The sequence below is a fragment of the Sphingomonas sp. CFBP9019 genome, from assembly GCF_034045155.1.
GTDB lineage: Bacteria > Pseudomonadota > Alphaproteobacteria > Sphingomonadales > Sphingomonadaceae > Sphingomonas > Sphingomonas aerolata.
In genome coordinates this window covers 273,510-300,000 of sequence record NZ_JAXCWK010000004.1, presented here as the reverse complement: position 1 = coordinate 300,000, position 26,491 = coordinate 273,510, and the positions used below count along the sequence as shown (strand labels likewise).

Genomic DNA, 26,491 nt, shown 5'->3' with positions numbered 1-26,491 from the left:
GGACATCGCCCCCCGGCCCTCAGGACAGCGCACGCATCCTGGGGGTTTCGTCGGCAAGCAGGTTCGCCACCTGACTTGCCGACATCGGGCGCGCGAGCAGGAAACCCTGCACTGCGGTGCAGCGGGTGCGGCGCAGCTGCGCGAGCTGGGTCGGCGTCTCGATACCCTCGGCGACCGTCTGCATGCCGAGCGTCGCGGCAAGATCGACCACCGTCTGGATGATCGCCATCGACGCGGGATTGTCGTCGAGCGCGGTGATGAACGACCGGTCGATCTTGAGCGTCTGGAACGGGAATTTGGTAAGATAGCCGAGCGACGAATAGCCGGTGCCAAAATCGTCGAGCGTGGTGCCGACCGCCATCCGGTTGATCGCCGACAGCGCCGCCAGCGATGCGTCGATATCGTCGAGCAACACCGATTCGGTCACTTCGAGATCGAGCCGTCCCGGCGCGAGCCCGCTGGCGTCGAGCGCGTCCTTCAGCACCTTGGCGAGCCCGGGCGACAGGAGCTGGATCGGCGACAGGTTGACCGCGACGCGCACCGTGTCCGGCCAGTCGCGCGCGTAACGGCAGGCCTCGCGCAGCACCCAGGCGCCGATTTCGACGATCAGCCCGCTCTGTTCGGCGATCGGGATGAATTCGGCGGGCGACACGCTGCCGTGGCACGGGCTGTCCCAGCGCAGCAGCGTCTCGCACGACAGGATGCGATGCGTCGCCAGATCGAAGATCGGCTGGAAGGCGAGCCACAGCTCGCCGCGCGCGATCGCGCCGTGCAGGTCGCTGGTCAGCGCGCGCGTCCGTTCGATCTTCTCGTCCATCACCGGTTCGTAGAAGCAGAAGGCGCCCCGGCCGCTTTCCTTGGCGCGGTAGAGCGCGAGATCGGCGTGTTTGAGCAGCGTGTCCGCATCGCCCCCGTCGATCGGTGCGATCGCCACGCCGAGCGAGGCGCCGACCGTCAGCCGGCGCCCGGCATAGGCCACCGGCTGTGCGACGAGGTCGAGGATGTGATCGGCGATCGTGCGGGCATCGTCGCGCGCGCCGATCGCGCAGACGACCGCGAACTCGTCGCCGCCCAGCCGCGCGACGATCGCGTCGCCGGCCACCCCGATGGTGCCCCCATCGGTGACGAACGCGGTCTGGAGCCGCTGCGCAACCTCGGTCAGCAGCACGTTGCCCGCCAGGTGACCGAGCGAATCATTGATCTCCTTGAACCGGTCGAGATCGATCCAGTGGATCGACAGGAGCTCGCCGGTCGATTCCAGTCGGTGCAGCCGCCGCTCGAACCATTCGCGAAACGCGGTGCGGTTGGCGACCCCGGTGAGGTCGTCGCGTCGCGCGAATGCGGCGTGATGTTCGGCGAGCGCGGTCTTTTCGCTCGCCGCGATGGTCGCGCCGAGGATGGCCTCATAGGTCTGCAGCGTGATGTCGATCATCGCCAGCACGAACAGGATGATGACGATCGCAAGCACGGCGTTGAGCGGCTCACCCGACAGAAAGAGCCCCGCCGCGAGCGGCAGCGACGCGAGGCAGAGCTGCGCGAGCGCGATCGTCGGCCGGCCCGCATTGCGTCCGGCAATCCCCGCCGCATAGCCGATCGCCGTCGTCACCGAGAGGAGATGAAGCACGCCGTCCGCGGTCCGGGTCAGCGTCAGCAGCCCGAACATGCCAAGCAGCGCGGAAAAGGCGAAGGCGCCGATGCGGTAGTAAAACTCCCATTGTCCTGCCCGCGGGCGCTCGGCGGAACCCCGATCGACAGCAAATACGTCAGCGGCCTGTTGATCGGGCACGCGCTGGACGATGCCGATGATCCGGAGTGCAGCGACCAGCCCGATCAGCACCGCGAAGCCGGCAAGCCAGCGATCGCCACTGGTGACGGCCACGACCGTGGCGATACCCGTGCTCGTCAGCGCACCGATCACCAGCGACTTGGGTGAGGCATAGAGCGAGGTGACCAGAGTCGCCCGGACGTCCGCGGCGACCGCGTGATCCGAGTGGCGAAGCTGCCTCAACCGGGTAATGAAATGCGTCATGGCACCTTCGAACAGACTGTAACCGTAGGGTAAAGCGGTTAAGCAAACGCTACGATCCCGCGCGCGGGCGGTTCGCCGCAATGGGGTTCAGCTTCGACCGGGTGTCCGCTAGCAGGGATAATGATCCCAATCGCACCGCGTTCCGATACGCCTGGCCTGCTGGCCGCCCTTGCGCTGTGCGCCATGCTCGCCGGCTGCGGCACGACGCGCTATCGCCCGGTCAGCGACTATCCGGTCAAGATCGGCCGCCCCTACAGCGTGCGCGGCACGACCTACCGCCCCGCCGATCTGCCGGCCTATGACGCGGTCGGCATGGCGAGCTGGTATGGCCGGGAATCGGGCAACCAGACCGCGAACGGCGAACGGTTTCGCGTGAAGGGCATTTCTGCCGCGCATACCGTCCTGCCGCTGCCAAGCTATGTCGAGGTCACTGCGCTCGACACCGGCCGGACGATCCTGCTGCGGATCAACGACCGCGGGCCGTTCACGCCCTCGCGGCTGATCGACCTGTCACGCGGCGCCGCCCGGCTGCTCGGTATCGAGCGCCTCGGCCGGGCCGCGGTCCGCGTCCGCCGCGTCGAGCCCGACGCCAAGGACCGCGCGCGGCTGCGGGCCGGCAAGCCCGCATCGGCGAGACCCGATGCCTCGCCCGACGAACTCGCCGCGCCGCGCGCGCGGCTGACGGATCAGTCCTTCCAGGCCCAGTAGAGCTGTGCCGGGGGCACGTTCCACCATTCCATGTCGTGATCGATCGATTCGAAATGCGGGGTGAGGAAGTCCTTCACCTTCGGGCTGAACTGATAGACCAGGAACGCGCCGCCGCTGCGCAGCACCGAATGCGTGCCGGCGGCGATCGCCGGACCGACGCCGGGGGGCAGCGTCGAAAAGGGCAGGCCCGAAAGGACATAGTCGGCCGATTCGAAGCCGTGATCGGCGACGATCTTTTCGACATCGGCCGCCGATCCGAGCACCGCCGAGAACCGCGGATCGGTGATCGTGTGGCGCAGATAGCGGATGAAATCGGGGTTGGTATCGATCACGATCAGCGTCGCGTCGGGCGCCATGCGGTCGAGAATCGGGCGGCAGAAAGTGCCGACGCCAGGTCCGTATTCGACGAACACCTTGGTGTTGTTCCAGTCGACCCGGCCGAGCATCTTGCGGATCAGCTTGTCCGAGGACGGCACGATCGAGCCGACCATGACAGGGTGTTTCAGGAATTCGGTGAAGAACATCTGCCACGGGGAGGGCACGCCGGCGGGGCGGGTGCGCGCGCGCCGGGCGGCTGTGGTCGGACTGGGCATCGTGTTCCTTACGATCAGGGATCCCGCGCGCACGCGAGGCTTTAAGCCCCCCGTCGCACGGATTCCAAACGTGTTTCAAGGCCTGCGGGTTGCATCACGCGACGAACCGCACCGAACGCGACCAGTGCACGGTGCCGCAACCCGCGCTTGCCAACCCCCGGGCTTGGCTTAAGCATTGGGCATGCACGACGATCGGACGGGCCAGACGGCGGTCATTTTCATGTCGAACCGTAACGGCACCGACCCCGCCGGCTATGCCGCGGCAGCCGCCGCGATGGAGGCGCTCGCCGCGACGCAGCCCGGCTATCGCGGGATCGACAGCGTGCGCGACGAAGCCGGGCTGGGGATCACGATCAGCTATTGGGCGGACGACGCCGCGGCGATCGCGTGGCGCGACGATCCCGACCATAGCGCGATTCGCGAGCGCGGGCGGGCGCTCTGGTATGACCGCTACCGCGTCACCGTCGCACGGGTCGAGCGTGACTATGACTGGGCGCGGCCATGACCGGTACTGGTCGCGAGGATGCGCGGATCGATCGTCGCTTCGCGCTGATGTTCCTTGTCATGCTGACGATCGCCGCGGGCAATACCGCGCTGCAATCGGTGCTGCCCGCGCTCGGCCGGTCGCTGGGCGTCGCCGACAGCGCGGTGGCAGGCGCGTTTTCGGTGTCCGCGCTGCTGTGGGTGATCGCCGCGCCGTTCTGGGCGAACCGGTCCGACCGGCATGGGCGCCGCGCGATGATTCTGCTCGGCATCGGCGGGTTCAGCGTGTCGCTGACATTGTGCGGACTGTTCCTGATGGCGGGGATCAACCACTGGATCGGCGGGACCGCGGCGTTCGGCTGCTTCATCGCCGGGCGGCTGATCTATGGCGCATTCGGTGCCGCCGCGCCGCCCGCGCTGCAGGCGCTGGTCGCGGGCGAGACGACGCGCGCGGAGCGGACCCGCGCGCTGACGCTGCTCGCTTCCGCCTTCGGGCTCGGCACGATCCTGGGGCCGGCGATCGCGCCCTATCTGATCCTCGGGTCGGTCGGCGGACTCGAGGTAGGGCTGGCGGGCCCCGCCTTCCTGTTCGCGCTGTTCGGCGTGGCGGTGTGGATCACGGTGCGGCGGATGCTGCCCGACGACCGGATCGTCGCGCCGCATGACGACACGCACGGCGCGAGTTCGGCCTATCCATCGATCGGCGGCGCGCCGAGCGGGGCGTCGGTCACCGCCGCGACCCAGTCGCATGTCGAACAGGTCGGCTATACCGATCCGCGCATCCGCGCCTGGATGATCGCCGGGCTGGTGATGGGGCATGCGCAGGCGATGACCGGGCAGGCGATCGGGTTCCTGGTGATCGACCGGCTCAACCTTGCCCCCGCACTCGCGCTCGAGCCCACGGGGATCGTGCTGATGATGGGCGCGGGTGCAGCGCTGCTCGCGCAATGGGGAATCATTCCGCGGCTCAACCTGACCCCGCGCCAGCTCGTCCTGACCGGGCTGGTGCTGGCGGCGGCGGGCACCGCGCTGACGGGGATCGCGACCTCGCTCTACACGATCGCGACCGCCTATGCGCTGGCGAGCCTCGGCTTCGGCTTCACGCGGCCAGGCTTTACCGCTGGCGCTTCGCTCGCGGTCGGCGCGAATGCGCAAGGGTCGGTCGCGGGCAAGGTGACCAGCATCAACGGCGCGAGCTTCGTGCTCGGCCCGTCGATCGGGGTCGGACTGTACGAGGCGCAGCACTCGCTGCCCTATCTGGTCGCGGGCGCGGCGTGCGTGGTGTTGATCGGCTATGCCTGGGCGACGCTGAATGAGGCGAAGGACGCGTCGGGCGGCTGACCGAGATTCATCAGGCCGCGATTCCGCTACTTCGCCGACATTCCGATGCAGTACAGAAGCAGCGGAACCCCGATCAAGAGGATCATCAGTAACAAGTTCATCTGGATCAGTCGGTTGAGCCATTTCGGCTGCCCAGCGGAGTCCCGATCGGCCTCTTCCTTTGAATAGTCTTCGACGATTTCCATATCGAATTGCTTCGAAAAGAAACTCCTCGGACGCATCCGCAACGAGGTTTTCGGGGACAGGGCGTCTTCATCGACGTCGCGGCGCGCTGGCGAGTGATCGCCAGATTCAGAGGCTGGGCCTGACATTGCGTGGTTTCCGTATATTCGAGATCACGGGCGTGCAGCGCACCTCCCAAAGGTCAGATCGAATAAAGCCCGAACTCCAGCGGCCTATAGCCGCGAGCTCGGGCTAACCCCGTGCGGCGAGTTGGCCGGCGTGGTCGAGGAAACGCTTATGTGTCGCGGATGCGTACATGAAAGTTACATTGGACCCGTGCCCGGTAATGTCAACACATGGCACAAGATCAGGGCCATTCGGCCAGTCGACTATAGACCGCCGAATGGAACCATGCTGGCGGTAGCCCCTCTCCCGCCAAGGAGAGGGGCGATGATCACGCCGCGCCTTTACTGGGGAAGGCGAAGCCGATCGGCTGGATGGCGGTCGCGTCCTGTTTCAGGCGGGCGGCCATCTGCTCATACTCACGCTCGGTCTCGGGCGTGACGCTGGCGCGCGATTCCTTCAGCGCGTTGTCGAAATCGGCCAACGTCACGTCGGTCGAATCGATCGAGCGACGCAACGCGACAAGGCCTGCGCGGCGGACGACGTCCTCCAGATCCGCACCCGAGAACCGGTCGGTGCGGTCCGCGAGACGATCAAGATCGACGTCGGACGCGAGCGGCATCTTCTGCGTCTGGATGCCGAGGATCCGCCGGCGCCCCGCCGTGTCGGGTACGCCGACATAGACGAGCTCGTCGAACCGCCCCGGGCGCAGCAGCGCCGGGTCGATCAGATTGGGGCGGTTGGTCGCGCCGATCACGACGACCGACTGGAGTTCTTCCAGACCGTCCATCTCGGCGAGGATCGTGTTCACCACACGCTCGGTCACCTGCGGCTCGCCCGCCCCGCTGCCGCGGGCGGGTACCAGCGAATCGAGTTCGTCGATGAAGATGACGCAGGGTGCGACCTGACGCGCGCGCTGGAACAGCCGGGTGATCTGCTGCTCGCTCTCGCCATACCATTTGCTGAGCAGGTCGGACGATTTGGTGGCGATGAAATTGGCCTCCGCCTCGCGCGCGACCGCCTTTGCGAGCAACGTCTTGCCGGTCCCTGGCGGGCCGTAGAGCAGGAAGCCCTTGGCCGGGCGGATGCCCAAGCGGCGGAACGCGTCGGGATTCTTGAGCGGAAGCTCGACGCCTTCCTTCAGCCGCATCTGCGCATCGTCGAGCCCGCCGACATCGGCCCAGCGCACGGTCGGCGCCTGGACCATGACCTCACGCATCGCGGATGGCTGGACGCGCTTCAATGCACCCAGGAAATCCTCACGCGTGACCGACAGGTCGTCGAGCACCTCGGGCGGGATTGTGCGTTCCTCGAGGTTGAGCTTGGGCATGATCCGCCGCACCGCCTCGATCGCCGCCTCGCGTGCGAGCGCTGCGAGATCCGCGCCGACAAAGCCGTAGGTCGTGCGCGCCAGCTCGTCGAGATCGACACGGTCGCCGAGCGGCATGCCGCGCGCATGGATGCCGAGGATTTCGCGGCGGCCGCGCTCGTCGGGGACGCCGACGACGATCTCGCGGTCGAACCGGCCGGGACGCCTGAGCGCCTCGTCGATCGCCTCGGGACGGTTGGTCGCGGCGATCACGACGAGGTTCGCGCGCGCTTCCAGCCCGTCCATCAGCGTCAGCAGCTGCGCGACGAGACGCTTTTCCGCCTCGCCCGACACCTGCCCGCGCTTGGGCGCGATCGAATCGATCTCGTCGATGAAGACGATCGACGGTGCGGCCTTGGCGGCCTCCTCGAACACCTGGCGCAGCTTGCCTTCCGATTCGCCATAGGCCGACCCCATGATCTCGGGGCCGTTGATCAGGAAGAACTGCGCGTCGGATTCGTTGGCGACCGCGCGCGCGAGCCGCGTCTTGCCGGTACCGGGGGGGCCGTGCAGCAGCACGCCCTTGGGCGGATCGACGCCGAGACGCTGAAAGAGTTCGGGATAGCGCAACGGCAGCTCGACCATCTCGCGCAACTGGTCGATCGTCTGCGCCATGCCGCCGATATCGTCATAGGTGACGTCGGCGCGGCGCGCGTCCTGCGGCTCCTCATATTCGGGGCGCAGCTCGATCTCGGTATTCTCGTCGATATGGACGACGCCTTTGGGGCTGGCGGCGATCACTGCGAGGCGGATCTCCTGCAGCGCATAAGCGGGCGCGTTCATGAACTGCTGGACGCCCGCGGGCATGTTGCCGACGCGCTGATGCCCCGCGGTCGCGACGATGTCGCCCTGGCAGATCGGCCGGCCGAGGAACGTGCGCTTCAACGCGTTGGTCGAGCCCTGAAGCCGCAGATTCTGCTGTGCGGGTGCGAAGACGACGCGCGTCGCGGGCTTCGATTCGGCCTTGCGCACCTCGACGAAATCGCCCGAGCCGACGCCCGCATTGGCGCGCTGGAGCCCGTCGATGCGCAGGATGTCGAGCCCCTCGTCCTCCGGATACGGCCCGACCGCGCGCGCGGGCGTGTTCTGCTTGCCGAGGATCTCGATCACGTCGCCCTCGCCGATGCCGAGCGTCGCCATCAGCGCGCGCGGCAGATGCGCCAGGCCGCGGCCGCTGTCCTCGGGACGCGCGTTCGCCACCTGGATTTTCCGCGTCGGGGTTTCGCTATCGGGCATCTCGACTCCTTCAAACTCGAAGCGTGTCAGATGGGGGGCCGCCGCCGGGCTTGCGAGGACTTGAAAAGACAAAAAAAAGGGCCGGCCAATGAAGGCCAGCCCATGAAAGTTTTTAGGAGAGGATGCCTGAAAGGCGAGGTCTTTTTGCGTCGAGGCGGTTCATGTTGCAAGTGCGAATGGATCCGCTACGATTGCGCTAACTGCAATCGTAGGCTTCAATGCGGCCAATGATGCGGATCACATGCATCGAGTCGAATAAGGGAGTCGGGGAGGAATCATGCGGAGGCTGCCGCCACTCGGGGCTATCGAGGCGTTCGTCCAGGTCGCGCGGCTGGGCTCGATCAAGGCCGCCGCGGAGGAGCTGGCGCTGTCCGCGCCCGCGCTCAGCCGGCGCGTGCAGAGCCTTGAGCGCTTCATCGCCAAGCCGCTGTTCGCACGCCGGCATCAGGCGATGGTGCTGAACGCCGACGGCGAACGCCTGCTCGCGCAGATCGCGCCGGTGCTCGATTCGCTGTCGGATGCGGTCGAGTCGATGACGAGCACGACCGAGGTACTGCGGCTGCGGCTCGGCATCCTGCCGCTCTATGCATCGCAGAAACTGTTCCCGCGACTCGGCGAACTGCGTGCGTCGCATCCCGAACTGCATCTCGACATCGATACCGCGGCGCATCTGGTATCGCGGCTGGGTGACGGGCTGGACGCGGTGATCGCGCTGTCGCGCGAGATCGATCCGGCCTTCTATGCGCGGCGGCTCGATCGCAATTCGGTCTATGTGATCGGTGCGCGCACCCTGCTCGACCGCGCCGATCCGATCACCCGACCCGAACAGCTCTCAACGCTGACCGCGCTGGTCCACCGCGACATGACGGATACGTTCACCGCGTGGCGGACGGCGGCTGGGCTCGACGATATCGAGCCGCTGGCGATCGATCATTTCGATTCGGGGGCGCTGATGCTCGAAGCGGCGGCGCAGGGGCTGGGCGTCGCGTTCATGCATGCCAGCCATTTCGAGGATGCGAACGATCCGCGGCTCGTGCGGCTGTTCGAAATCGAGGTGGAGAGCCCGTACAGCTATTGGTTCGTCTGCCGCCCGCGCGCGTTGCAGGCCAAGCCGGTCAAGCTGTTCCATGACTGGCTGATCAAGACGCTAGCGGAAGTTTAGCGAGGCACAGCCTCCGCTCGGATACCGGATGTACGGTTGAGAGAGGGTCAGGGTAGCAACCGCGACGCGCTTCTGACTTGAAGCGCGTCGCGGCTAAGCCGCGCCGTCGGACGGAGCTTTGCTCCGCCGGCCGGCTTCGACTGTCTCCGACGCAGCTTCGCTGCGCCGGTGCAGTCTTCAGCTCAGGCTGCGCGTGCCTTCACGATCTTGCCGGGCTGGCGCGGCGGCTCGCCCTTGGGGAGCGCGTCGATCAGCTCCATGCCGTTGGTGACTTCACCCCAGACGGTGTACTGCTTGTCGAGGAAGCGCGCGTCGTCGAACACGATGAAGAACTGCGAGTTCGCCGTGTCGGGCTGGTTGGTGCGCGCCATCGAACACACGCCGCGGACATGCGGCTCGGCCGAGAATTCGGCCTTGAGGTTCGGCTTGTCCGACCCCGACATGCCGGTGCCGGTGGGATCGCCGCCCTGCGCCATGAAGCCCGGGATCACGCGATGGAACACGACGCCGTCATAGAAGCCGTCATTGGCCAGCTCGACGATGCGCTCGACGTGCTTCGGGGCCAGATCGGGGCGCAGCTTGATCGTCACGTCACCGCCGTCGAGGGTCAGCGTCAGCGTTTCGGGGGTATCGGCCATTGGGTCTTCTCCTGAATTGATGCGCGGCAGATAGGGATCCACCCCGCGACTGGCAAATGCATGCGCGGCGCGTTAGGGCCCAAGCGCACGCTTTTAAGGGAGGCAGCCATGAGCGAACTCGAGCTTCCCGAGGTCGAAACCGAGACCCAGCCCGAAACCCAGCTCGATCGCGACGACCGGTTGCGGCCCGAATTCGTCCGCGCCGTGCTCGACGCGGTCGAGGACGGCGACAATGCGGCGGCACGCGCGCTGGTCGAGCCGCTGCACCCCGCCGACATCGCCGATCTGTTCGAGCTGACGCCGCAGGAGGATCGCGCGGCGCTGGCGCGCGCGGTCACCGATCTGCTCGACGGCGACGTGTTCGCCGAGATGAACGATTATGTCCGCGAGGATCTGATCGATGCGCTCGAGCCGCACCAGGTCGCCGACCTTGCCTCCGAACTCGATACCGATGACGCGGTCGCGATCATCGAGGACATGGACGAGGACGAGCAGCGCGCGGTGCTGCGCGCGCTCGATCCCGACGATCGCGCCGCGATCGAGGAGGCGCTGAGCTACCCCGAGGAGTCCGCGGGCCGCCTGATGCAGCGCGAGCTGATCGCGGTGCCCGAGCACTGGACCGTCGGCGACGCGATCGATTATCTGCGTGGTCACGAGGAGCTGACGACCGATTTCTGGGAAATCTTCGTCGTCGACCCCGCGCACAAGCCGATCGGCACGTGCCAGCTGTCGTGGATGCTGCGCACGCCGCGCGGGATCGCAATGGCCGATGTGATGAAGCGCGAACAGACGCTGATCCCGGTCGACATGGACCAGGAAGAGGTCGCGCTGCGCTTCCAGAAATATGCGCTGATCTCCGCCGCGGTGGTCGATCATGGCGGCCGGCTGGTCGGCATGATCACCGTCGACGACATCGTCCACATCATTTCCGAAGAGGCGGGCGAGGATACGCTGCGTCTGGCAGGGGCTGGCGACGGCGACATCAACGAACCGATCCGGCTGACGGTGCGGACGCGCTTCACCTGGCTGGTGGTCAATCTGGGCACCGCGATGGTCGCATCGTCGGTCGTCGGGCTGTTCCAGGGGACGATCGCGAGCTTCGCTCTGCTTGCGGTGCTGATGCCGATCGTATCGGGGATGGGCGGCAATGCCGGGACGCAGACGCTCGCGGTCGTGGTCCGCGCGCTCGCGACCAACCAGCTGACGAGTTCGAACACCAAGCGGATGATCGTCCGCGAATTCCGGATCGCCACGGCCAATGGCGTCATGCTGGGCACGCTGATCGGCCTGGGTACCTATGTGATCTTCCGCAACACCGACCTGTCGATCGTCATCGCCGCGGCGATGCTCACCAACAACATCACCGCAGGGCTTTCCGGCGTGCTGGTCCCGATCACGCTCGACAAGTTCCGGATCGATCCCGCGGTCTCGTCGGCGGTGTTCGTGACCACGATGACCGACACGATGGGGTTCTTCTCGTTCCTCGGCCTTGCCAGCCTGTGGGGGCTGCACGGTTGACGCTCCGGTTGACTGGCGCGGATTAGCGCCCATTTCCAGACGGATGCCGCTTCACCTCACCAAAGTCGCGTTCGGCGCGGACAGCGTCGACCATCTGGCGGAGCGCCTGCGGCTGCGCGGCGAAGAGGGCCCCGTGTTCCTCACCACCCGCTACCTGCCCAAGCGGCACGAGGAGGTTGCGGGGCCGGTCGGCGAAGGCGGCTCGATGTACTGGATCCTGAAGCACCAGCTGATCGCGCGGTCGCCGATCCTGGGCTTTGGCGAGGCGGAGGGCGGACGCGTCGCGATCCATATCGATCCCAAACTGGTGCTCGTTCAGGCACGGCCGAAACGCGCACATCAGGGGTGGCGGTATCTGGAGGGCACCGATGCGCCGCTCGATCTCGGCGGCGACGCGACCGGGCTCGACATCATGCCGCCCGCGCTGATGACCAAGCTCGCCGAACTCGCGCTGATCTAGCCAGCGCGCTTAGCGGCCGCAGATCACCGGGCCGGTGGCGGCGGCCCGGACCGTGCAGGCGGCGGTGCCCGCGACCGTGACCGAGCCGGCCCCGCCGTTCGTCACCTGCGCGGTGCGGCGCGCCGAGGCGCGGGTTTCGCCGACGCCGTCCTGCATGACGACGAGATCATCGACGGCAAGTGCGGTCGCGTCGATCAGCCCCGGACCACTGACGGTGAGACGTGCGCGCGCACTGCGCCCTGCCAGCGTCATCCGCCCGGTGCCGATGACGGCGGCGTTCAGCTGGTCCGCCTGCGCATCGTTCACGGCAAGGCTGCCCGCACCGCTGACCGCAAGATCGAGCCGCATCCCCTTCATGCGTTCGATCGTCAGCCGCCCCCCCGCGACGACGCTGGCAAAGGCGAGTCGCGGGGTGGAGAGCATCACGATGACCGGACGCTGCGCCCCCGCCTCGGGGCGTTCGCCCCAGCGGCTCGTGCTCCGCCGGACCGACAGCGTCGCGCCGTCGACGCGGATCTCGACCGCCTCGGTCGCGTGCGGATCCCCAGAGACCTTCGCGCCGGGCGATCCCGTGACGAGGCGCACGTCGAACGGACCGTCGATCCGGACCCGCTCGAAGCTGCCCACCGACACGCTACGATCGGCCGCGGCTGCGGCGACGGGACAGGCAAACAGGAGCAGCAGGGCAAGAAAACGGATCATCGCCAGATCGTTGCCGCTTCGACGCACCGACGCAAGCCGCGCGCGCAGCGGGTCACGGTGCGCAGCGGACCGAGCCGGAGCCCATCTTGGACACGGTGCACCGTGCCACGCTGCCCAGGTCGACATCGCCCGACCCCATCATGTCGACGGTGGCAGGGCCATCGACGATCGCGCGGACGCTGCCCGAACCGGCAATCTCGACCCGCGCGGAGCGGGCCTTGAGCCCGGCTGCGTCGACATCACCCGAGCCCGCGATCTCGACCGCCAGCGCCCGCGCGGATCCCGCCGCCGAAACGCTGCCCGACCCCGCGATCGAGACCGCGAGATCGTCGACCTTCACCGCCGCGACGCCCAGGCTGCCGGAGCCCGCGACATCGGCTGCGAATCGCGTTCCCTCGACCCGGTCGACGGTCATGTCACCCGATCCCGATATCGCCGCCGCCGCCAGCCGCGGCAGCGTGACGAAGACCTTGACCTTGCCCGATCGGCCCCAGCCAAGATCCACATTCTTGCGCCGCCCGATCTCGAGCGTGTCGCCTTCCCGCTCGATCTTCAGCCGGTCGAGTAGCTCGACCGGTCCCTGGGCGCGCACCGAAAAGCCAGTTCCCACGCGCACATCGACATCGCTCGCCCCACGCAGGTCGATCGAGCTGAAATCACTGAGCATGTAGGTGCGGGTCGTGCCGGTGCCGCTCGGCGATGCCCCCGCCCCGTCATCGTCTCCCGACCAGCTGAACGAGCAGGCAGCAAGCGGCATCATCAGACCGAGCGCGAGATACTTCATGGCATCCTCCTGTGTATTGCCCAAACAATACACCCGATCGGCGAGAGGCGGAAGCGGAATTCGTGGTGGTCATCGGCCGGCGGGCCAGAAACGCAAAAGGGCGGCCCCGCGGGACCGCCCTTGCGTCATCGAACGGAGCGCCAGCGGTCAGGCGGGCAGCTTGTCCTTGTTGTAGATCGCGGCGGCAGCGCGGAGAATGTCGAGGATCTTCTCCTGCGCCTTGGGCTCGTCAATCTCTTCCATCGCGGCGAGTTCGCGGGCGAGACGGCTGGTCGCACCTTCGAAGATCTGACGCTCGGAATAGCTCTGCTCGGGCTGGTCGTCGGCGCGGAACAGGTCGCGGACCACTTCGGCGATCGACACGAGGTCGCCCGAATTGATCTTCGCTTCATATTCCTGCGCGCGGCGCGACCACATGGTGCGCTTGACCTTGGGCTTGCCCTTGAGCGTGTCCATCGCCTCGCGCATGGTCTTGTCCGAGGACAATTTGCGCATGCCGACGCTTTCGGCCTTGTTGGTCGGAACGCGGAGCGTCATGCGCTCCTTCTCGAAGCGGAGGACGTAAAGTTCGAGCGTCATGCCGGCGATTTCCGAGCGTTGCAGCTCGATCACACGGCCGACTCCGTGCTTTGGGTAAACGACGAAATCACCGACGTCGAAGGACAGTGCCTTAGCAGCCATTGGGGGCCTTTCCGGATCAATGCCTCCACGCGGTGCCACAGCGACGCGTTCGCCGGATTGCACCGTGGAGGAATAGGGTTCGAACATACTCCAGGCGGACGACTTGACATATCGCGCCCGTCACGGACCCAATTACCATCTTTGCAACAAAATTACCAGCCGATCGTGACAGCCCTCGTGCCCCAATCCGCCATAAAGACACGAATTTCGTGCGATTTTCAGTCGCCGGCGCCGGGCTCGGGCGAGAAATACTTGTCGAACTTGCCCTCAACGCCCTTCATCGCGTCCGCGTCGGGGGGCGTCTGGTTGTCGTTGCGAGTGACGTTGGGCCACTGCGCAGAGAAGGTCGTGTTGAGTTCGAGCCACTGCTCCAGCCCGCTCTCGGTGTCGGGCAGGATCGCCTCGGCGGGGCATTCGGGTTCGCACACGCCGCAGTCGATGCACTCGCTGGGATTGATCACCAGCATGTTCTCGCCCTCATAGAAGCAATCGACCGGGCACACTTCCACGCAATCCATGTACTTGCAGCGGATGCAGGCATCGGTGACGACGTAGGTCATTGCAGAACTCCTGGGCCGGATTCCTTCCCGGCGACGAACGGCCTGCGACTATGCGCGCAGGCCCGTCGCGTCAATCATAGCAAGCCTTCTGCGAGACGTTATCAGGCTTTGCCGCCTCCGACCGCCTCCGCCCAAACCACGCCGTCATCCTGACGAAAGTCAGGATCCAAGGCAATGAGACGCTGTCCTTTGGTATCCTGGATCCTGACTTTCGTCAGGATGACGGGCGGGGTGGTGCGACGTCGTCCGCTTCGGTGCCGGCGGGGGTCTGGCCGGCGATCAGGTCTTGATAGCACGCCTGCGCTTCGGGGGCGGGACCGCGGCGTGTCGGCAGTGCCTCGATGCGGATCACGCGGACGCGGTCGTTGGCGGCGAAGGTGAGGACGTTGCCGATCCGGACGGGACAGTGTGCGCGGTCGATCGCGCGGCCGTCGATTCGCAGATGCCCCTTCTCGGCAATCGCCTGGGCCGCGCTGCGCGTCTTGGCGAGCCGGACGAACCACAGGAACCGATCGATCCGCATCGCGCCTTCACCCATGGCGGACCAGTGCGGCAAGCCCGGCAAACGCGTTCTGCCGCGACGGGTCGATCGGCGTCGCAGGGACCGCGCGCGCGGGCGGGCGGCCGCGCCAGACCCAACGCGGCGTGTCGCCCGCCAGCGCCTTGAAGCCGAGCTCGGCCATCAGCCGCTCGATCGACGCGGGTTCGAGCCCGATCGAGGTCGCGAGCGCCGGGTCGGGCGCGAACGGTGCGCGGCCGGTGCGTGAATCATGCGCGGCGCGGGCGATACGCTCGATCAGGTCGACGCGCACCGCCTGAAGCCCCAGCGGACGAAACCCGGCCTCGAGCGTCGCGCCATCACTGCCGCGCGCGAGCACGGTCGCCCCGTCGCGCGGCGCGGTGATCACCGTCCCGCGGATGCCAGCGAGGATACGGCGCCAGCGCGCCGGCTCGGGCTTGAGCAGGCGGACGTCGAACAGGTCGAGCGCACCGATCATGATGCCGATCTTGCGCAACCGCTTGCGCTCGTCGGGATCGACCGCCTCGAGCGCGAGCCGCATCGGCAGGCGGGGGAGGATCCCGCCCGCTTCCTCGATCGCGCTGGCGACCGCGCGCAGCGCCGGGGTCGCGTCCGCGTCGCGGCTGAGCACGGCAAGATCGACAAGCACCGCGAGCCGCCGCTTGAGCATCGCCGCGAGCCAGCGCGACAGGCGCGTCTCGATCCGCTCGCGCGCCGCCTTGTCGAGACAGTCGAGCGCGCGATCGAGGATCAGTTTCGGGCGGGCGAAGGACGGCCCTGCGCCGAGCCGGGCGACGGGATGCCCCGCCCAGACGAGCTGCGCCGACTCGTCGAGCGCGATATCCGCATCCGGCGCATCGACGAGCGACTGGCCGCGCCGCGTGCGTTCGCCCGCCAGCCGCTTTTCGGCGGCGGCGAGCAGCAGGCGCTTGTCGCTGGCGCGCGCGTCAGCAGCGACGGTGAAGCGGAAGCCGTCGAGGCGGCCGATCGGGTGATCCTCGACCATCACCTCGCCCTCCGGACCGAGCACGACCGGGAGCGACGCGGCGTCCGCACCGATCTGGCGCATCAGCGCGGTCGTACGCTTGTCGACGAAGCGCTGCGTCAGGCTGGCATGAAGCGCATCGGACAAACGCTCTTCGAGCGCGGCGGTGCGCGCGGCCCAGTGCGCGGGCTCGGCGAGCCAGTCGGCCCGCTGCGCGATATACGCCCAGATCCGCGTCGCCGCGATCCGGCCCGCGATCACCGGCACGTCGCCCGCGACGGTGTCGAGCCGCGCGATCTCGTCGGCGAACCATTGGTGCGGGATATGCCCCCGCCCCTCGCTGAGATGCCCGAACACGCGCGAGACAAAGCGCGCATGCGGGTCGAGCCCGACTTTGCGGAAATCGGGGATGCCGCACGCCGCCCAGAGCCGTGCGACCATCTTCGGGTGCCGCGTCCGTTCGCGCACCCAGCCCTCCTCGGCGAGCCGCTTGAGCACGCCGAGGTCGAGCGCCTGGGGTGCGGCGCGCAGGACGCCGGCGGGCGGGCGCGCCTCGAGACTGGCGACGAGCGCGTCGATGCTCGCGAAATCGGGTTCGCCCTGGCGCCAGTAGAGGTTTTCGAGGCGGGGAAAGCGGTGTTCCTCGATCGCGAGCACCTCTTCGGGCAGGAACGCGCCCGGCCCGTCATCGGACAGCGCGCCGAACGTCCCGTCGCGCTGGTGCCGGCCCGCGCGGCCGGCGATCTGCGCCATCTCGGCGACGGTCAGGCGGCGCTGGCGCTTGCCGTCGAACTTGTTGAGGCTGGCGAAGGCGACATGCGCGACGTCCATGTTAAGCCCCATGCCGATCGCGTCGGTGGCGACGAGATAATCGACCTCGCCCGCCTGGAACATCGCGACCTGCGCGTTGCGGGTCCGGGGTGACAGCGCGCCCATCACCACCGCGGCGCCACCGCGCAGCCGGCGGAGCATCTCGGCGACCGCATAGACCTCCTCCGCGCTAAACGCGACGATCGCGGACCGTTTGGGCAGGCGGCTGATCTTCTTGGCGCCCGCATAGGTCAGCGTCGAAAAGCGCGGGCGGTTGACGATCTCCGCGCCGGGAACCAGCGCCTTGATCATCGGTCGCAGCGCCTCGGAGCCTAGGATCATCGTCTCCTCGCGTCCGCGGGCACGCAGCAGCCGGTCGGTGAACACATGCCCGCGCTCGGGATCGACGCCCAGCTGAGCCTCGTCCAGCCCGACGAACGCGACGTCGCGGTCGGGCATCGATTCGGCGGTGCAGAGCAGCCAGCGCGCATCGGGCGGCATGATCTTTTCCTCGCCGGTGACCAGCGCGACGCGGTTCGCACCCTTGATCGCGACCACCCGGTCATAGACCTCGCGCGCGAGCAGGCGCAGCGGGAAGCCGATCATGCCGCTCGAATGCGCGCACATCCGCTCGATCGCGAGGTGCGTCTTGCCTGTGTTGGTCGGCCCCAGGACCGCGGTCACGCCGCCGGACACATCGTCACTCATAGCCCAGAACATCGGGCGTAAGGTCGCGCGGCGCAATGACCGGCAGGACAAGTTCGCCGTATTCCGCGCACGGGCTTCCGTCCGCCCCCGCCGCACCACGCCTCGTCGTCGTGCGTGGCTGGCGTGCGGCGGGTTAATTTGACTTTAGGACCCTTGCTGCACAGGACTCCGACCCGCGCCGGGGGGAACGGCGAACCTGGCCGGAAATGTGCGCCAGGAATTTGGGCCACGAGGTGCGCGACGTGTATCTAGGGACGGAGCAGGAACTGGGGCTGGCCGGCGGCATCGACGCCCGAAGTTTCGGGCGCGCCGCCACCACCGGTTCCGACGCAATTCCCCGGGGCGTCACGCGGCTGCACGACGCCGCAGCACGGATCGACTGGGTGCCCGATCTGGGCAGCGCGATCGGTAGTGCGACGTGGTGGCGCGGCCTCGCGACCTGCACCGCGCTGTGCGCTGCGACCGTCATGCTCGCCCCCGGCTTTCGCCCGCTGACCGGCGGCGTCCCGGCACCGCTGGCCGGTTCGGCACGCGAGCAGGCGCGGGCACTGGCGATCGCGCCGCTCGGCCAGGGCGCGGATACGGGGCGGCGGATGGCGGCGAACGACCTTGTCGTACCGCTCGCGCAGGCACCCGAACGGCCGAGCGTCGACCTTGCCGCGACACTGGGTCAGGGCGATGCCTTCGACCGGGTCCTGATCCGCGCGGGCGTCAGCCGGCGTGACGCCAGTGCTGCATCGGCGCTGATCGCGCAGACGGTCGATCCCGGCGCGATCCCGGCGGGCACGCGGATCGCGCTGACGCTGGGCCGGCGCGCGGATCGCACGGTCGCGCGCCCACTCGACTCGCTCGCGGTGCGCGCGCGGTTCGACCTGGACGTGTCGCTGCACCGCACCGCAGCGGGTCTGGCGATGACGCGCATGGCGATCGCGGTCGACCGCACCCCGCTGCGGATCCAGGGGCTTGCCGGATCGAGCCTGTACCGGTCGATGCGCGCCGCCGGCGTGTCCGCCAAGGCGGTCGAGACCTATATCAAGGCGATCGCGACACGGCTGTCGATCGGGCGCGACGTCAGCGCCACGGACCGTTTCGACCTGATCGTCGCCCGCGAACGCGCCGCGACCGGGGAAACGCGGATCGGCGCGCTGCTGTTCGCCGGGATCGACCAGGGACGGCGCACGCTGCAACTCGTCCGCTTCGCACCGACCACCACGACCGACCCACAGGCGGATCCGGACGCGGTAGAGGGTGACGACGCTGGCCGCGGCGGCTGGTTCGACGCCAATGGCCAGACCGAACGCCGCGCTGTGTCGGGCATGCCGGTGATCGGCCGCATCACGTCCGGTTTCGGCCTGCGCGTGCATCCGCTGCTCGGCTTCACGCGGATGCACAAGGGACTCGACATCGGGGCGCCGCGGGGCGCGCCGATCCACGCGATGACCGACGGGGTGGTGAGCTTCGCGGGCCGGACCGGCGGCTATGGCAATTTCGTCAAGCTCGTCCACGGCGGCGGTCTGGCGAGCGGCTATGGCCATATGAGCCGGATCGCGGTCGCATCGGGCACGCGCGTACGCCAGGGCCAGGTCATCGGCTATGTCGGCTCGACCGGTATGTCGACGGGGCCGCATCTCCACTGGGAAGTGTGGAGGAACGGCGGCGCGATCAATCCGCGATCGGTATCGCTGGCGAGCGCGGCACAGCTGTCCGGCCCGGCATTGCGCGCGTTCAAGGCGCGGGTCGCCCGCCTGCTCGCGGTCCGCACCGGCACCTAGCGACGCGCGCCGCGCCGTACGTGTCTGCAACCGGCGTCGAGTCCCCGCAGATGGCCGTACCAACTGCGCGCACTATTGATCGATCATCTTTTCGAATTCGCGCAGACTAGGCCGCTGTCGATCCTGATCACGGATGCGGCGCCCATACTAAAGTCCGGTTCGTAATTCTACGATATTACAGTGCTGTCATGCACCATGCTAGGCGGGATGCACCATCGCTTTACCGGATATGTGACGATCATGCAGACAGGGCTCTCCTCGACCGCGACCGGACGGCTCATTTCGATCCAGGGCTATGTTCCGGGACGCGCGATGCGCCGCGAGCAGGACTGGGCCCTGCGCGGTGCCAGCCAGCCGCAACCGCGCCCGACACCCGTCACCGCGATCCGGCCCGCCCGCGCGACGCCCGTGCCGGCCTTGCGGACGGTGCTGTATCTGAGCAAGATCAAGCCCGATATCGCGATGGATCAGCGCGCGCTGATGGAGATCGTCAAGGAGTCCAGCGCGCGGAACGCACAGGCCGGCATCACCGGCGCGCTGATCATCACCGATCTGCACTTCGTCCAGCTGGTCGAGGGACCGGATCCGGCGATCTCCAATCTGCTCGCGCGGCTGAGCGCCGACCGGCGCCATAGCGACGTGACGATCATCACGGACATGATCGGCCTCGACCGGGGGTTCCGGCGCTTTTCACTGGCCTATTCGGGTCCCGACACGTTCGTCGACCAGCAGCTCATCCCGATGCTCGCCACCCCGAACGGGCCCGGCAAGTCGGAGATCGCATGCCGCCTGATCAACCGGCTGCGGCTGATGGCGGACAACGAGATCACCGAAACTGACTACGCCGCCTAGGCGCCGCCGCGAGTAGCTCCCGCCACGACGACCGACAGCCGGCTCACTTGCCCTGCGCGCGCCATTTCAGGATCGTCCGGTCGATGATCTGCTCCTCGCCGCCGACATCGCGCCACAGCGCCGAGAAGAGCGGATCGCTCGAGGCGGGGCGGCGCGTATCCTCGAGATCGTCGAACGCGACGCGGATCGGAATCGTCACGCCCTCCCCGCAGATAATGGCCTCGCGATTGCGCAGCGCGGGGATGGATTCGAGAAAGCCGCGTGCGCCCTCGGGCATCGCCGCGCGGACAAAGGCCTGATCGCGTTCGTTGTTGAGCCGCATCGCGACGATCGTCCCGCACTGCGACAGGACGCCTTCCGCCAGATCGGACGGGCGCTGCGTGATCAACCCGAGCGAAACGCCGTATTTGCGACCCTCCTTGGCGATCCGTCCGAGGATCCGCCCGACCGAGCTTTCCGCCTGACGATCGTTCGGGATGTAGCGATGCGCCTCCTCGCAGACGAGCAGGATCGGTCGCTGCGGCTCGTTGCGCGACCAGATCGCGAAGTCGAACGTCATCCGCGCGAGCATCGCGACGACGACCGCGGTAATGTCCGACGGCACGCCCGACACGTCGATGATCGAGATCGGCCGGCCGTCGCCGGGCAGGCGGAAGATACGCTGGAGAAACGCCGCCATCGTGTCCGCGACGAGCATCCCCGAGAACATGAAGCCATAGCGCGGATCCGCCTTGATCTCGTCGATCTTGCCCTTGAGCCGCAGATAGGGGCTGGTGTCGCCGGCGCGGTCCATCTTGCCCATTTCGAGGCTGATGATGCCGGTCAGGTCGCTGAGCAGATAGGGGATCGGCGCGTCGACCGTGAGCTTGGCGATCGTCTGGCCGAGCCGGCTCTTGGCGCGAGCGGCGAGCAGGCATTTGGCGAGGATGTCCGCATCGAACTGACGCTGCTCCCCGGTGCTGGTCAGGAAAACCTCGCAATGCTCTTCGAAATTCATCAGCCAATAGGGCATTTGCAGGTTCGACACGTCGTGGATCGCGCCGTTCGTGCCGAAGGCCGCGGCATATTCGCCGTGCGGGTCGATCATCACGATATGCCCCTGCGGCGCGAGGTCGCAGATCCGATGCAGGATCAGCGCGGCGGCGGTCGACTTGCCCGTGCCGGTCGAGCCGACGAGCGCGAAATGCTTGCCGAGCATCGCATCGACATACAGCGCGGCGGGAACGTCGGCGGTCGGATAGACGGTACCGATCGCGATATTCGCGCGGTCCTCGGCGGCATAGACCTCGCGCAGGTCGCGCGTCGTGACCGCGAACACCTCGCAGCCCGGCATGGGATAGCGCGTCACGCCGCGGCGGAATCCGTACAGCGCGCCGGTCGCCCGGTCCTCGTCCCCCTCGCCAAGGAAATCGATCTCGCCCGCGATGACGCCGCCCATCGCCGCCTCGAGCGCGAGCGAGCGGACATTGGCGATGATCCATGACGTGCCGACCCGGATCTTGACCTGGCTGCCGACCTGGCCGGCGGCGGCGAGCACCGCGTCGGGGTGCGCGAGCAGCGGCGCGATCGCGGTCCGGTCGAGCAGGACCCGGCTGCTGGCGCCGGCAATCGCGGATATGACGCCGATCGGGGCGTCGGCCTGTCCCCCCGGTGATGCGTCCGGCCCCGCGCCGTCCGCGATCGCCGCGGCGGCAATCGCCCGCTGGAACAGATGGGCGGCGGGCATGTCGGTCATAGGCGGTCGGTCCTCGATCCTCCGGCTTTTGCCAGATGTCCGCATCCATGCCGCGCACGGGTAAAGAATGCGTGAGCGTCCGCGCGCCTCAGACCCGGCGCGCGATCCAGCCGGCCGCCCAGCCGAGAAAGATCGAGAGAAAGACCGCGACCAGGCCATAGGCAATCGCCGACCGGTCGGCCGCGCGCGCGACGAAGCGTTCGAACCCCGATTTGCGGATGTCGATGTCGCGCACCGCCGCGGCCAGCACACGGCCGTCGCGGATCAGGAAGGTTTCCGCGGTGAAGCGCCCGACCGGTACGCGCGCGGGCACCGAAACCCGCGCGCGGTACAGCACGTCATCGGTGATCTCGACCGCGCCCGGCGCCTCGTAATACAGCCCGGCACGGCGTTTCAGGTCGACCAGGCCGCGCTGGAACCGGTCCTGCGTCGGAATCGGCGCGCTCGACGCGGGCGACAATTGCAGGCTGTCGAGGCCAAGTTCGTAGATCGCCCGGGTGCGGTCGTCGACCAGCCGCCCGATCGGCTTGGACGAGGCGATCGCATAGAAACTGGGCGCGGACCGATAGCGCAGCCGCGACGTGTTGACCCAGATGCCGGCGACCTTCTCCTTCTCGCGCATCACGATCGACTGGGTCGGCCCCTTGACGACGACGACGATGTCGGTGGGACTCTCGCCGCTCGGCAGGCGCCCGCCGGGATAGAGGATCGCGCCGAACAGCAGCAGTTCGGCGCCGGTGAAGCTGTAGGCGATCTCGATATTGCGCTGCGACACGTCGGGGACGAGCACCGGCTTGGCCTGCGCCATCAGCAGCGGCGCGAGCAGGAGAAGCGGCGCGCCCGGCTTCACGACAGCGTGACCGAGAAAATCTCCTCGGGCCGCCACACCAGCCCGAGCACGATTCGTGCGCCGACGAGCAGGACCATCACGGCGAGCCCGAGACGGAGATATTCGGGACGGAACTTGGTCGCGAACCGCGCACCGATCTGCGCGCCGACGACCGATCCGATCAGCAGCAGCCCGGCCAGCACGATGTCGACCGCCTTGGTCGTCGTCGCATGCACCATCGTCGCCACCGCGGTGACGAACAGCGTCTGGAACAGCGAGGTCCCGACCACGACCGACGTCGCCATGCCGAGCAGATAGATCATCGCCGGCACCAGGATGAACCCGCCGCCGATCCCCAGCAACATGGTCAGGATCCCGGTCGAAAAGCCGAGCAGCAACGGCGCCAGCGGCGAGATATACAGGCCCGAGGCGTAGAAGCGGGTCCGCAGCGGCAGCGCGGCGACCAGCGGGTGATGGCGTCGCTTGCGCGGCTTGGCGGGGCGGCCGGTCCGCGCGCGGCGGATCGTCCCGATCGATTCGCTCGCCATCATGCCGCCGATCGAGCCGAGCATCACGACATAGACGATCGCGATCACGGTATCGATCTGGCCGCTCTGCTGGAGCAGCCGGAACAGCCAGGCGCCGAAGAACGCGCCCAATATGCCGCCTGCGACGAGGACGCCGCCCATCTTCACATCGACGCCGTTGCGGCGGAAATGCGCGAACACGCCCGACACGCTCGCCCCCGTGACCTGGCTGGCAGACGAGGCGGCGGCGACGGTCGGCGGGATGCCATAGACGATCAGCAGCGGCGTCGTCAGAAAGCCGCCGCCGACCCCGAACATCCCCGACAAGAGCCCGACACCGCCGCCGAGCAGGATGATGACGAGCGCATTGACCGACAGGTTTGCGATGGGAAGATACAGGTCCACGCGCGTCGTTATACGCAAACCGGCCGCGGGGGCTAGCGGCCGGCTAGAAGTCGCTGCCGACCGAGAGTGCGGGACCCGAGCCGGGGCGGGCGGTGCCGGCGATACGCTGGCGCCAGTCGAGCGCGAGACGGACCGATCGTCGGCCGAGCGGCGCTGCTAGGCCGAGCGACGGGCCAAGATCGCCCCGTGCCGCGCCCCGCTGAGCGCTCACCCATGCGCCGACCCCCGCGTCGAGGCGGAGCCTGCCGCGTTCCGCGACACCGTGCGTCAGGCGCGCAGCGGCATCGACGAACCCTTCGACCCCGTCGCGCACGATCGCCCCTGCCTGACCATAGGTCTCGATCCGCGCGCCCGGTGCGATCTCGGCGGGGCCGTAGCCCGCGATCACGCCGACCGTCGGGCCGCCGCGGCCCCCGTCGAGGACGAAGCGCTGTTCGGCGATCAGGCGGACGGGCCAGCGGGTCGGCCGCCATTCGATGCCGAGGGCCGCCTCGCGTCCGCGTCCCTCGAGCGGCGCTGCGAGCCGCGCGGCCAGCCCGAGCCGCCGCGATGGGTCGATCGCATAGACTGCCCGCACCCCCGCCTGCGATGCGCCCAATTGCCCCCCCGATACCGTACCCGACGCGCCACCGCGCGCGAGCAGCCAGCCGCTGACGCTCAGCGGCGCGTGCGAAGTTGCACGGGTCGCGCCGATCGCGGCCGGACCGAGCGGCGGGAGCATCGCGATCCGACCCTGCCGGTCGGGCGCACGGTCGGGCTGGACGTCCATAGCGACTTGGGCGTCACGATCTGCAGCGAGCGTCGTGCGAACGTCAACGGCGCGCGCGCCCGCGTTCAGGATGACCGCGGCGAGCACCGGCGCGGCGCGGGCATGACCGGGCGACGCGCGGGGACCGTGCCCGATGGTATCGTCGGGCGGTTGCGGCGGCGTGGCACGCCGGTCGGGGCGGTGGGCCGCGGCAAGAGCGGCATTGGCATTGGCGGCGGCGCGATGATGGTCGATGGCAGCGATACCGACGGCGCGGGCGGTGAGCGAAGATTGTCGATCGTGCCGCGTCCCCGCCGCGACAGTGGGACGCTGCTGGCTGCCAGATCCGCCGGGCGTCAGCACCCCCGCGGCATAGGGTGACAGCACCAGGATCCGCATCACGACCCATGCGCCGAGCGCGGCGGCGAGAAAACGGAGCGGCCGCCCGCCCTTCACCCGTGGCGCAGCGTGCGCGTCCCGCTCACCCTCCCGATGATCGAAGATCGGGAAATTCATGCCGGGTCTTGTCCCAGACCAGCGCCGCGCCGCGCAGCATCGCAATATAGCGGACCACGGCGCGCGGCGCGGCGATGAGGCTGATGACATTGCCGACGACGAAGCGGGGCAGCGACCAGAATGCCTCGGCCAAGCCGTAGATGCGCGCGGTGAAGGCCATCCGCATCCCGAGCCGCCACACGAGAAGCCCGATATTCGCCCCCGCCAGCCAGACGACCGGCATCGCCGGCCAGCCCTGCGCGGCCGGGACCATCGCATGAACCAGGAACGTCAGGACCCAGGCGGTCAGCCCGACATAGGCGGCGGCCAGCACGACCATGCTGAGCGGCGCCCGCCGATCGCGCATCCGCATCCAGTGATCGGCCAGTGCCTGCGGACGAGCCCAGCCGGTCCGGTCCCAGCCCGCCAGCGCGATCCCGGTCATCCAGCGCGCCTTTTGCCGGACGGCGGCGTCGAAGGTCGCCGGGAAGAACGCCCGCACCGCGATCAGCGCGCCCGCATCGTCGACGATCCGCGCAAACCGTCCGGCCCCACCGAGCTGGGCGATCCGTAGCCCGAGTTCATAATCCTCGGTCAGGCTGGACGCGTCGAACGGATCGCCGTCGCGGGTCGCCGCCACGGTATCGAGGATCGCGGTGGACATCGCACACCCCGTCCCCGCCAGCGGCATCCCCGCACCGAGCGCGGTACGGATGACCAGCTGCTTCATATGCGCTTCGGCGAACTCATCGGCATAATGCCCCGACACGAGTCGTGAGCTGCGCTTGACGAGCGGCAGGACGGGCAATTGCACGACGGCATAATGGTCGATCAGCGAATCGAACACGCGCAGTTCGAGCGGGTGCACGACGTCTTCCGCATCGTGCAGCACGACCGCCTTGGTCCGCCGCCCGTCGCGATCATCGGCGCGGCGCAGCGCATGCCAGAGCGTGTTGAGGCAGTCCGCCTTTGTCGTCGGCCCATCGCGCTGGCCGATGACCAGGCGGATCCGCGGATCGCGCGCCGCCACGCGCGCCGCGGCGTCGATCGTCGCGCGGTCGTTCGGATAGAGTCCGACGAAGATGCGGTAGTCGTCATGGTCGAACCGCGCCACCGCCGCCGACAGCATCGCGCCGATCACCGCCACCTCGTCCCAGGCCGGCACGAACACCGCGAGCCGGCCGGGCTCCGACGGCGTGGGCAGCGCGTCCATGCCCGGCAAGGTCGACGGTCCGCGCCAGATTTTCCAGAAAAAGAATGCGATGTCGACCAGGAGGTCATCGATGCCGCCGATCAACAAGCCGACCGCAGCAAATGCCACCGCCTCGCGCACGATGATATCGATGATCCCCAGCGACTCGCTCATCGGCCCTCTCCCCGGGCAAGACTATCCGCTGTCCCCGCCGTAACGGACCAAACATGATCCGTTTCGGACAGGTGTCGGCCGACCGATCGTCAGAATATTGGAATGACTTGGCTCGTCCGCCGACCGATGCTGAAATTTGGATCGAATGAACATCGCCCGCCACGCTCCCCGGTGCGCGACCCAGCGTCTG

Annotated in this window: 24 protein-coding genes; 8 read left to right on the top strand and 16 right to left on the bottom strand. The window is 68.1% G+C overall.

What is annotated here, in order from left to right; all coding sequences use genetic code 11:
• Nucleotides 1-19 precede the first annotated feature (19 nt).
• On the bottom strand, nucleotides 20-2,029 hold the full coding sequence (locus tag SOM18_RS13065) for a putative bifunctional diguanylate cyclase/phosphodiesterase (RefSeq protein ID WP_042466416.1): 2,010 nt from the start codon (nucleotides 2,027-2,029) through the stop codon (nucleotides 20-22).
• A gap of 120 nt (nucleotides 2,030-2,149) precedes the next feature.
• Between SOM18_RS13065 and SOM18_RS13060 the strand changes: the two genes are divergently transcribed.
• Complete coding sequence (locus SOM18_RS13060) at nucleotides 2,150-2,737, top strand: septal ring lytic transglycosylase RlpA family protein (protein ID WP_414712117.1); 588 nt, start codon at nucleotides 2,150-2,152, stop codon at nucleotides 2,735-2,737.
• Here SOM18_RS13060 and SOM18_RS13055 read toward each other — a convergent pair.
• Entirely contained in the window at nucleotides 2,716-3,330 is a 615-nt protein-coding gene (locus tag SOM18_RS13055; RefSeq protein ID WP_031441003.1) for a class I SAM-dependent methyltransferase, read from the bottom strand. The two genes, SOM18_RS13060 and SOM18_RS13055, sit on opposite strands and share 22 nt — an antisense overlap.
• A 181-nt stretch (nucleotides 3,331-3,511) precedes the next feature.
• Here SOM18_RS13055 and SOM18_RS13050 point away from each other — a divergent pair, with 181 nt between their 5' ends.
• Together SOM18_RS13050 and SOM18_RS13045 are read left to right on the top strand one after the other, a co-directional pair.
• Entirely contained in the window at nucleotides 3,512-3,835 is a 324-nt protein-coding gene (locus SOM18_RS13050; protein WP_031441002.1) for an antibiotic biosynthesis monooxygenase, read from the top strand.
• Nucleotides 3,832-5,154 carry an MFS transporter gene (locus SOM18_RS13045; protein ID WP_320481811.1) on the top strand — a complete coding sequence of 441 codons (1,323 nt, stop codon included), beginning with the start codon at nucleotides 3,832-3,834 and terminating at the stop codon, nucleotides 5,152-5,154. Before SOM18_RS13050 ends, SOM18_RS13045 begins: the two co-directional genes overlap by 4 nt.
• Nucleotides 5,155-5,180: 26 nt before the next feature.
• Here SOM18_RS13045 and SOM18_RS13040 read toward each other — a convergent pair whose 3' ends face one another.
• Both SOM18_RS13040 and SOM18_RS13035 read right to left on the bottom strand, forming a co-directional pair.
• On the bottom strand, nucleotides 5,181-5,465 hold the full coding sequence (locus SOM18_RS13040; protein WP_152555491.1) for a hypothetical protein: 285 nt from the start codon (nucleotides 5,463-5,465) through the stop codon (nucleotides 5,181-5,183).
• 305 nt (nucleotides 5,466-5,770) lie between these two features.
• Nucleotides 5,771-8,044: a CDC48 family AAA ATPase gene (locus SOM18_RS13035; protein ID WP_320481810.1), complete on the bottom strand. Its 2,274-nt coding sequence runs from the start codon at nucleotides 8,042-8,044 to the stop codon at nucleotides 5,771-5,773.
• A 277-nt stretch (nucleotides 8,045-8,321) separates the two neighbouring features.
• Here SOM18_RS13035 and SOM18_RS13030 point away from each other — a divergent pair, with 277 nt between their 5' ends.
• On the top strand, nucleotides 8,322-9,206 hold the full coding sequence (locus SOM18_RS13030; RefSeq protein WP_320481809.1) for a LysR substrate-binding domain-containing protein: 885 nt from the start codon (nucleotides 8,322-8,324) through the stop codon (nucleotides 9,204-9,206).
• A gap of 182 nt (nucleotides 9,207-9,388) precedes the next feature.
• Here the strand turns inward: SOM18_RS13030 and SOM18_RS13025 are convergent, their stop codons facing one another.
• On the bottom strand, nucleotides 9,389-9,844 hold the full coding sequence (locus tag SOM18_RS13025) for a peptidylprolyl isomerase (RefSeq protein WP_031440995.1): 456 nt from the start codon (nucleotides 9,842-9,844) through the stop codon (nucleotides 9,389-9,391).
• A gap of 108 nt (nucleotides 9,845-9,952) precedes the next feature.
• Between SOM18_RS13025 and mgtE the strand changes: the two genes are divergently transcribed.
• The gene (gene mgtE, locus SOM18_RS13020; RefSeq protein ID WP_031440994.1) at nucleotides 9,953-11,362 is read left to right on the top strand and encodes a magnesium transporter; all 1,410 of its coding nucleotides are present in this window, start codon (nucleotides 9,953-9,955) and stop codon (nucleotides 11,360-11,362) included.
• A gap of 43 nt (nucleotides 11,363-11,405) precedes the next feature.
• Nucleotides 11,406-11,822, top strand: coding sequence for a DUF1489 family protein (locus tag SOM18_RS13015; protein WP_031440993.1), 417 nt, complete (start codon nucleotides 11,406-11,408; stop codon nucleotides 11,820-11,822).
• Nucleotides 11,823-11,831: 9 nt separating this feature from the next.
• Here the strand turns inward: SOM18_RS13015 and SOM18_RS13010 are convergent, their stop codons facing one another.
• From SOM18_RS13010 to SOM18_RS12985, 6 genes are all read right to left on the bottom strand, one after another.
• Nucleotides 11,832-12,524 (bottom strand): GIN domain-containing protein, encoded by a 693-nt coding sequence (locus SOM18_RS13010; RefSeq protein ID WP_320481808.1) that lies wholly within the window; start codon nucleotides 12,522-12,524, stop codon nucleotides 11,832-11,834.
• Between the two features lie 52 nt (nucleotides 12,525-12,576).
• A complete protein-coding gene (locus tag SOM18_RS13005) occupies nucleotides 12,577-13,308 on the bottom strand; it encodes a head GIN domain-containing protein (RefSeq protein ID WP_031439684.1) in 732 nt (243 codons plus the stop codon).
• Nucleotides 13,309-13,455: 147 nt separating this feature from the next.
• Nucleotides 13,456-13,989 carry a CarD family transcriptional regulator gene (locus SOM18_RS13000; protein WP_031393647.1) on the bottom strand — a complete coding sequence of 178 codons (534 nt, stop codon included), beginning with the start codon at nucleotides 13,987-13,989 and terminating at the stop codon, nucleotides 13,456-13,458.
• Between the two features lie 218 nt (nucleotides 13,990-14,207).
• The gene (gene fdxA, locus SOM18_RS12995) at nucleotides 14,208-14,549 is read right to left on the bottom strand and encodes a ferredoxin FdxA (RefSeq protein ID WP_031393648.1); all 342 of its coding nucleotides are present in this window, start codon (nucleotides 14,547-14,549) and stop codon (nucleotides 14,208-14,210) included.
• Between the two features lie 214 nt (nucleotides 14,550-14,763).
• Entirely contained in the window at nucleotides 14,764-15,087 is a 324-nt protein-coding gene (locus tag SOM18_RS12990) for an RNA-binding S4 domain-containing protein (protein WP_042466606.1), read from the bottom strand.
• The gene (locus SOM18_RS12985) at nucleotides 15,080-17,572 is read right to left on the bottom strand and encodes a helicase-related protein (RefSeq protein WP_320481807.1); all 2,493 of its coding nucleotides are present in this window, start codon (nucleotides 17,570-17,572) and stop codon (nucleotides 15,080-15,082) included. The genes SOM18_RS12990 and SOM18_RS12985 overlap by 8 nt, the downstream gene beginning before the upstream one ends.
• 242 nt (nucleotides 17,573-17,814) lie before the next feature.
• On the opposite strand from SOM18_RS12985, the gene SOM18_RS12980 reads away from it, so the two are divergent.
• Together SOM18_RS12980 and SOM18_RS12975 are read left to right on the top strand one after the other, a co-directional pair.
• On the top strand, nucleotides 17,815-19,344 hold the full coding sequence (locus SOM18_RS12980; RefSeq protein WP_320481806.1) for a M23 family metallopeptidase: 1,530 nt from the start codon (nucleotides 17,815-17,817) through the stop codon (nucleotides 19,342-19,344).
• Nucleotides 19,345-19,584: 240 nt separating this feature from the next.
• A complete protein-coding gene (locus SOM18_RS12975) occupies nucleotides 19,585-20,196 on the top strand; it encodes a BLUF domain-containing protein (protein ID WP_320481805.1) in 612 nt (203 codons plus the stop codon).
• A 43-nt stretch (nucleotides 20,197-20,239) separates the two neighbouring features.
• Here SOM18_RS12975 and SOM18_RS12970 read toward each other — a convergent pair whose 3' ends face one another.
• From SOM18_RS12970 to SOM18_RS12950, 5 genes are all read right to left on the bottom strand, one after another.
• A complete protein-coding gene (locus SOM18_RS12970; protein ID WP_031441385.1) occupies nucleotides 20,240-21,931 on the bottom strand; it encodes an ATP-binding protein in 1,692 nt (563 codons plus the stop codon).
• A gap of 88 nt (nucleotides 21,932-22,019) precedes the next feature.
• Complete coding sequence (locus SOM18_RS12965; RefSeq protein WP_052149151.1) at nucleotides 22,020-22,739, bottom strand: TIGR02186 family protein; 720 nt, start codon at nucleotides 22,737-22,739, stop codon at nucleotides 22,020-22,022.
• Nucleotides 22,740-22,777: 38 nt separating this feature from the next.
• The gene (locus SOM18_RS12960; protein ID WP_037529957.1) at nucleotides 22,778-23,692 is read right to left on the bottom strand and encodes a sulfite exporter TauE/SafE family protein; all 915 of its coding nucleotides are present in this window, start codon (nucleotides 23,690-23,692) and stop codon (nucleotides 22,778-22,780) included.
• Between the two features lie 43 nt (nucleotides 23,693-23,735).
• Nucleotides 23,736-24,956, bottom strand: a complete 1,221-nt coding sequence (locus SOM18_RS12955; RefSeq protein WP_320481804.1) for a hypothetical protein — start codon at nucleotides 24,954-24,956, stop codon at nucleotides 23,736-23,738.
• Nucleotides 24,922-26,301: a glycosyl transferase family protein gene (locus SOM18_RS12950; protein ID WP_320481803.1), complete on the bottom strand. Its 1,380-nt coding sequence runs from the start codon at nucleotides 26,299-26,301 to the stop codon at nucleotides 24,922-24,924. The genes SOM18_RS12955 and SOM18_RS12950 overlap by 35 nt, the downstream gene beginning before the upstream one ends.
• Nucleotides 26,302-26,491: the final 190 nt, after the last annotated feature.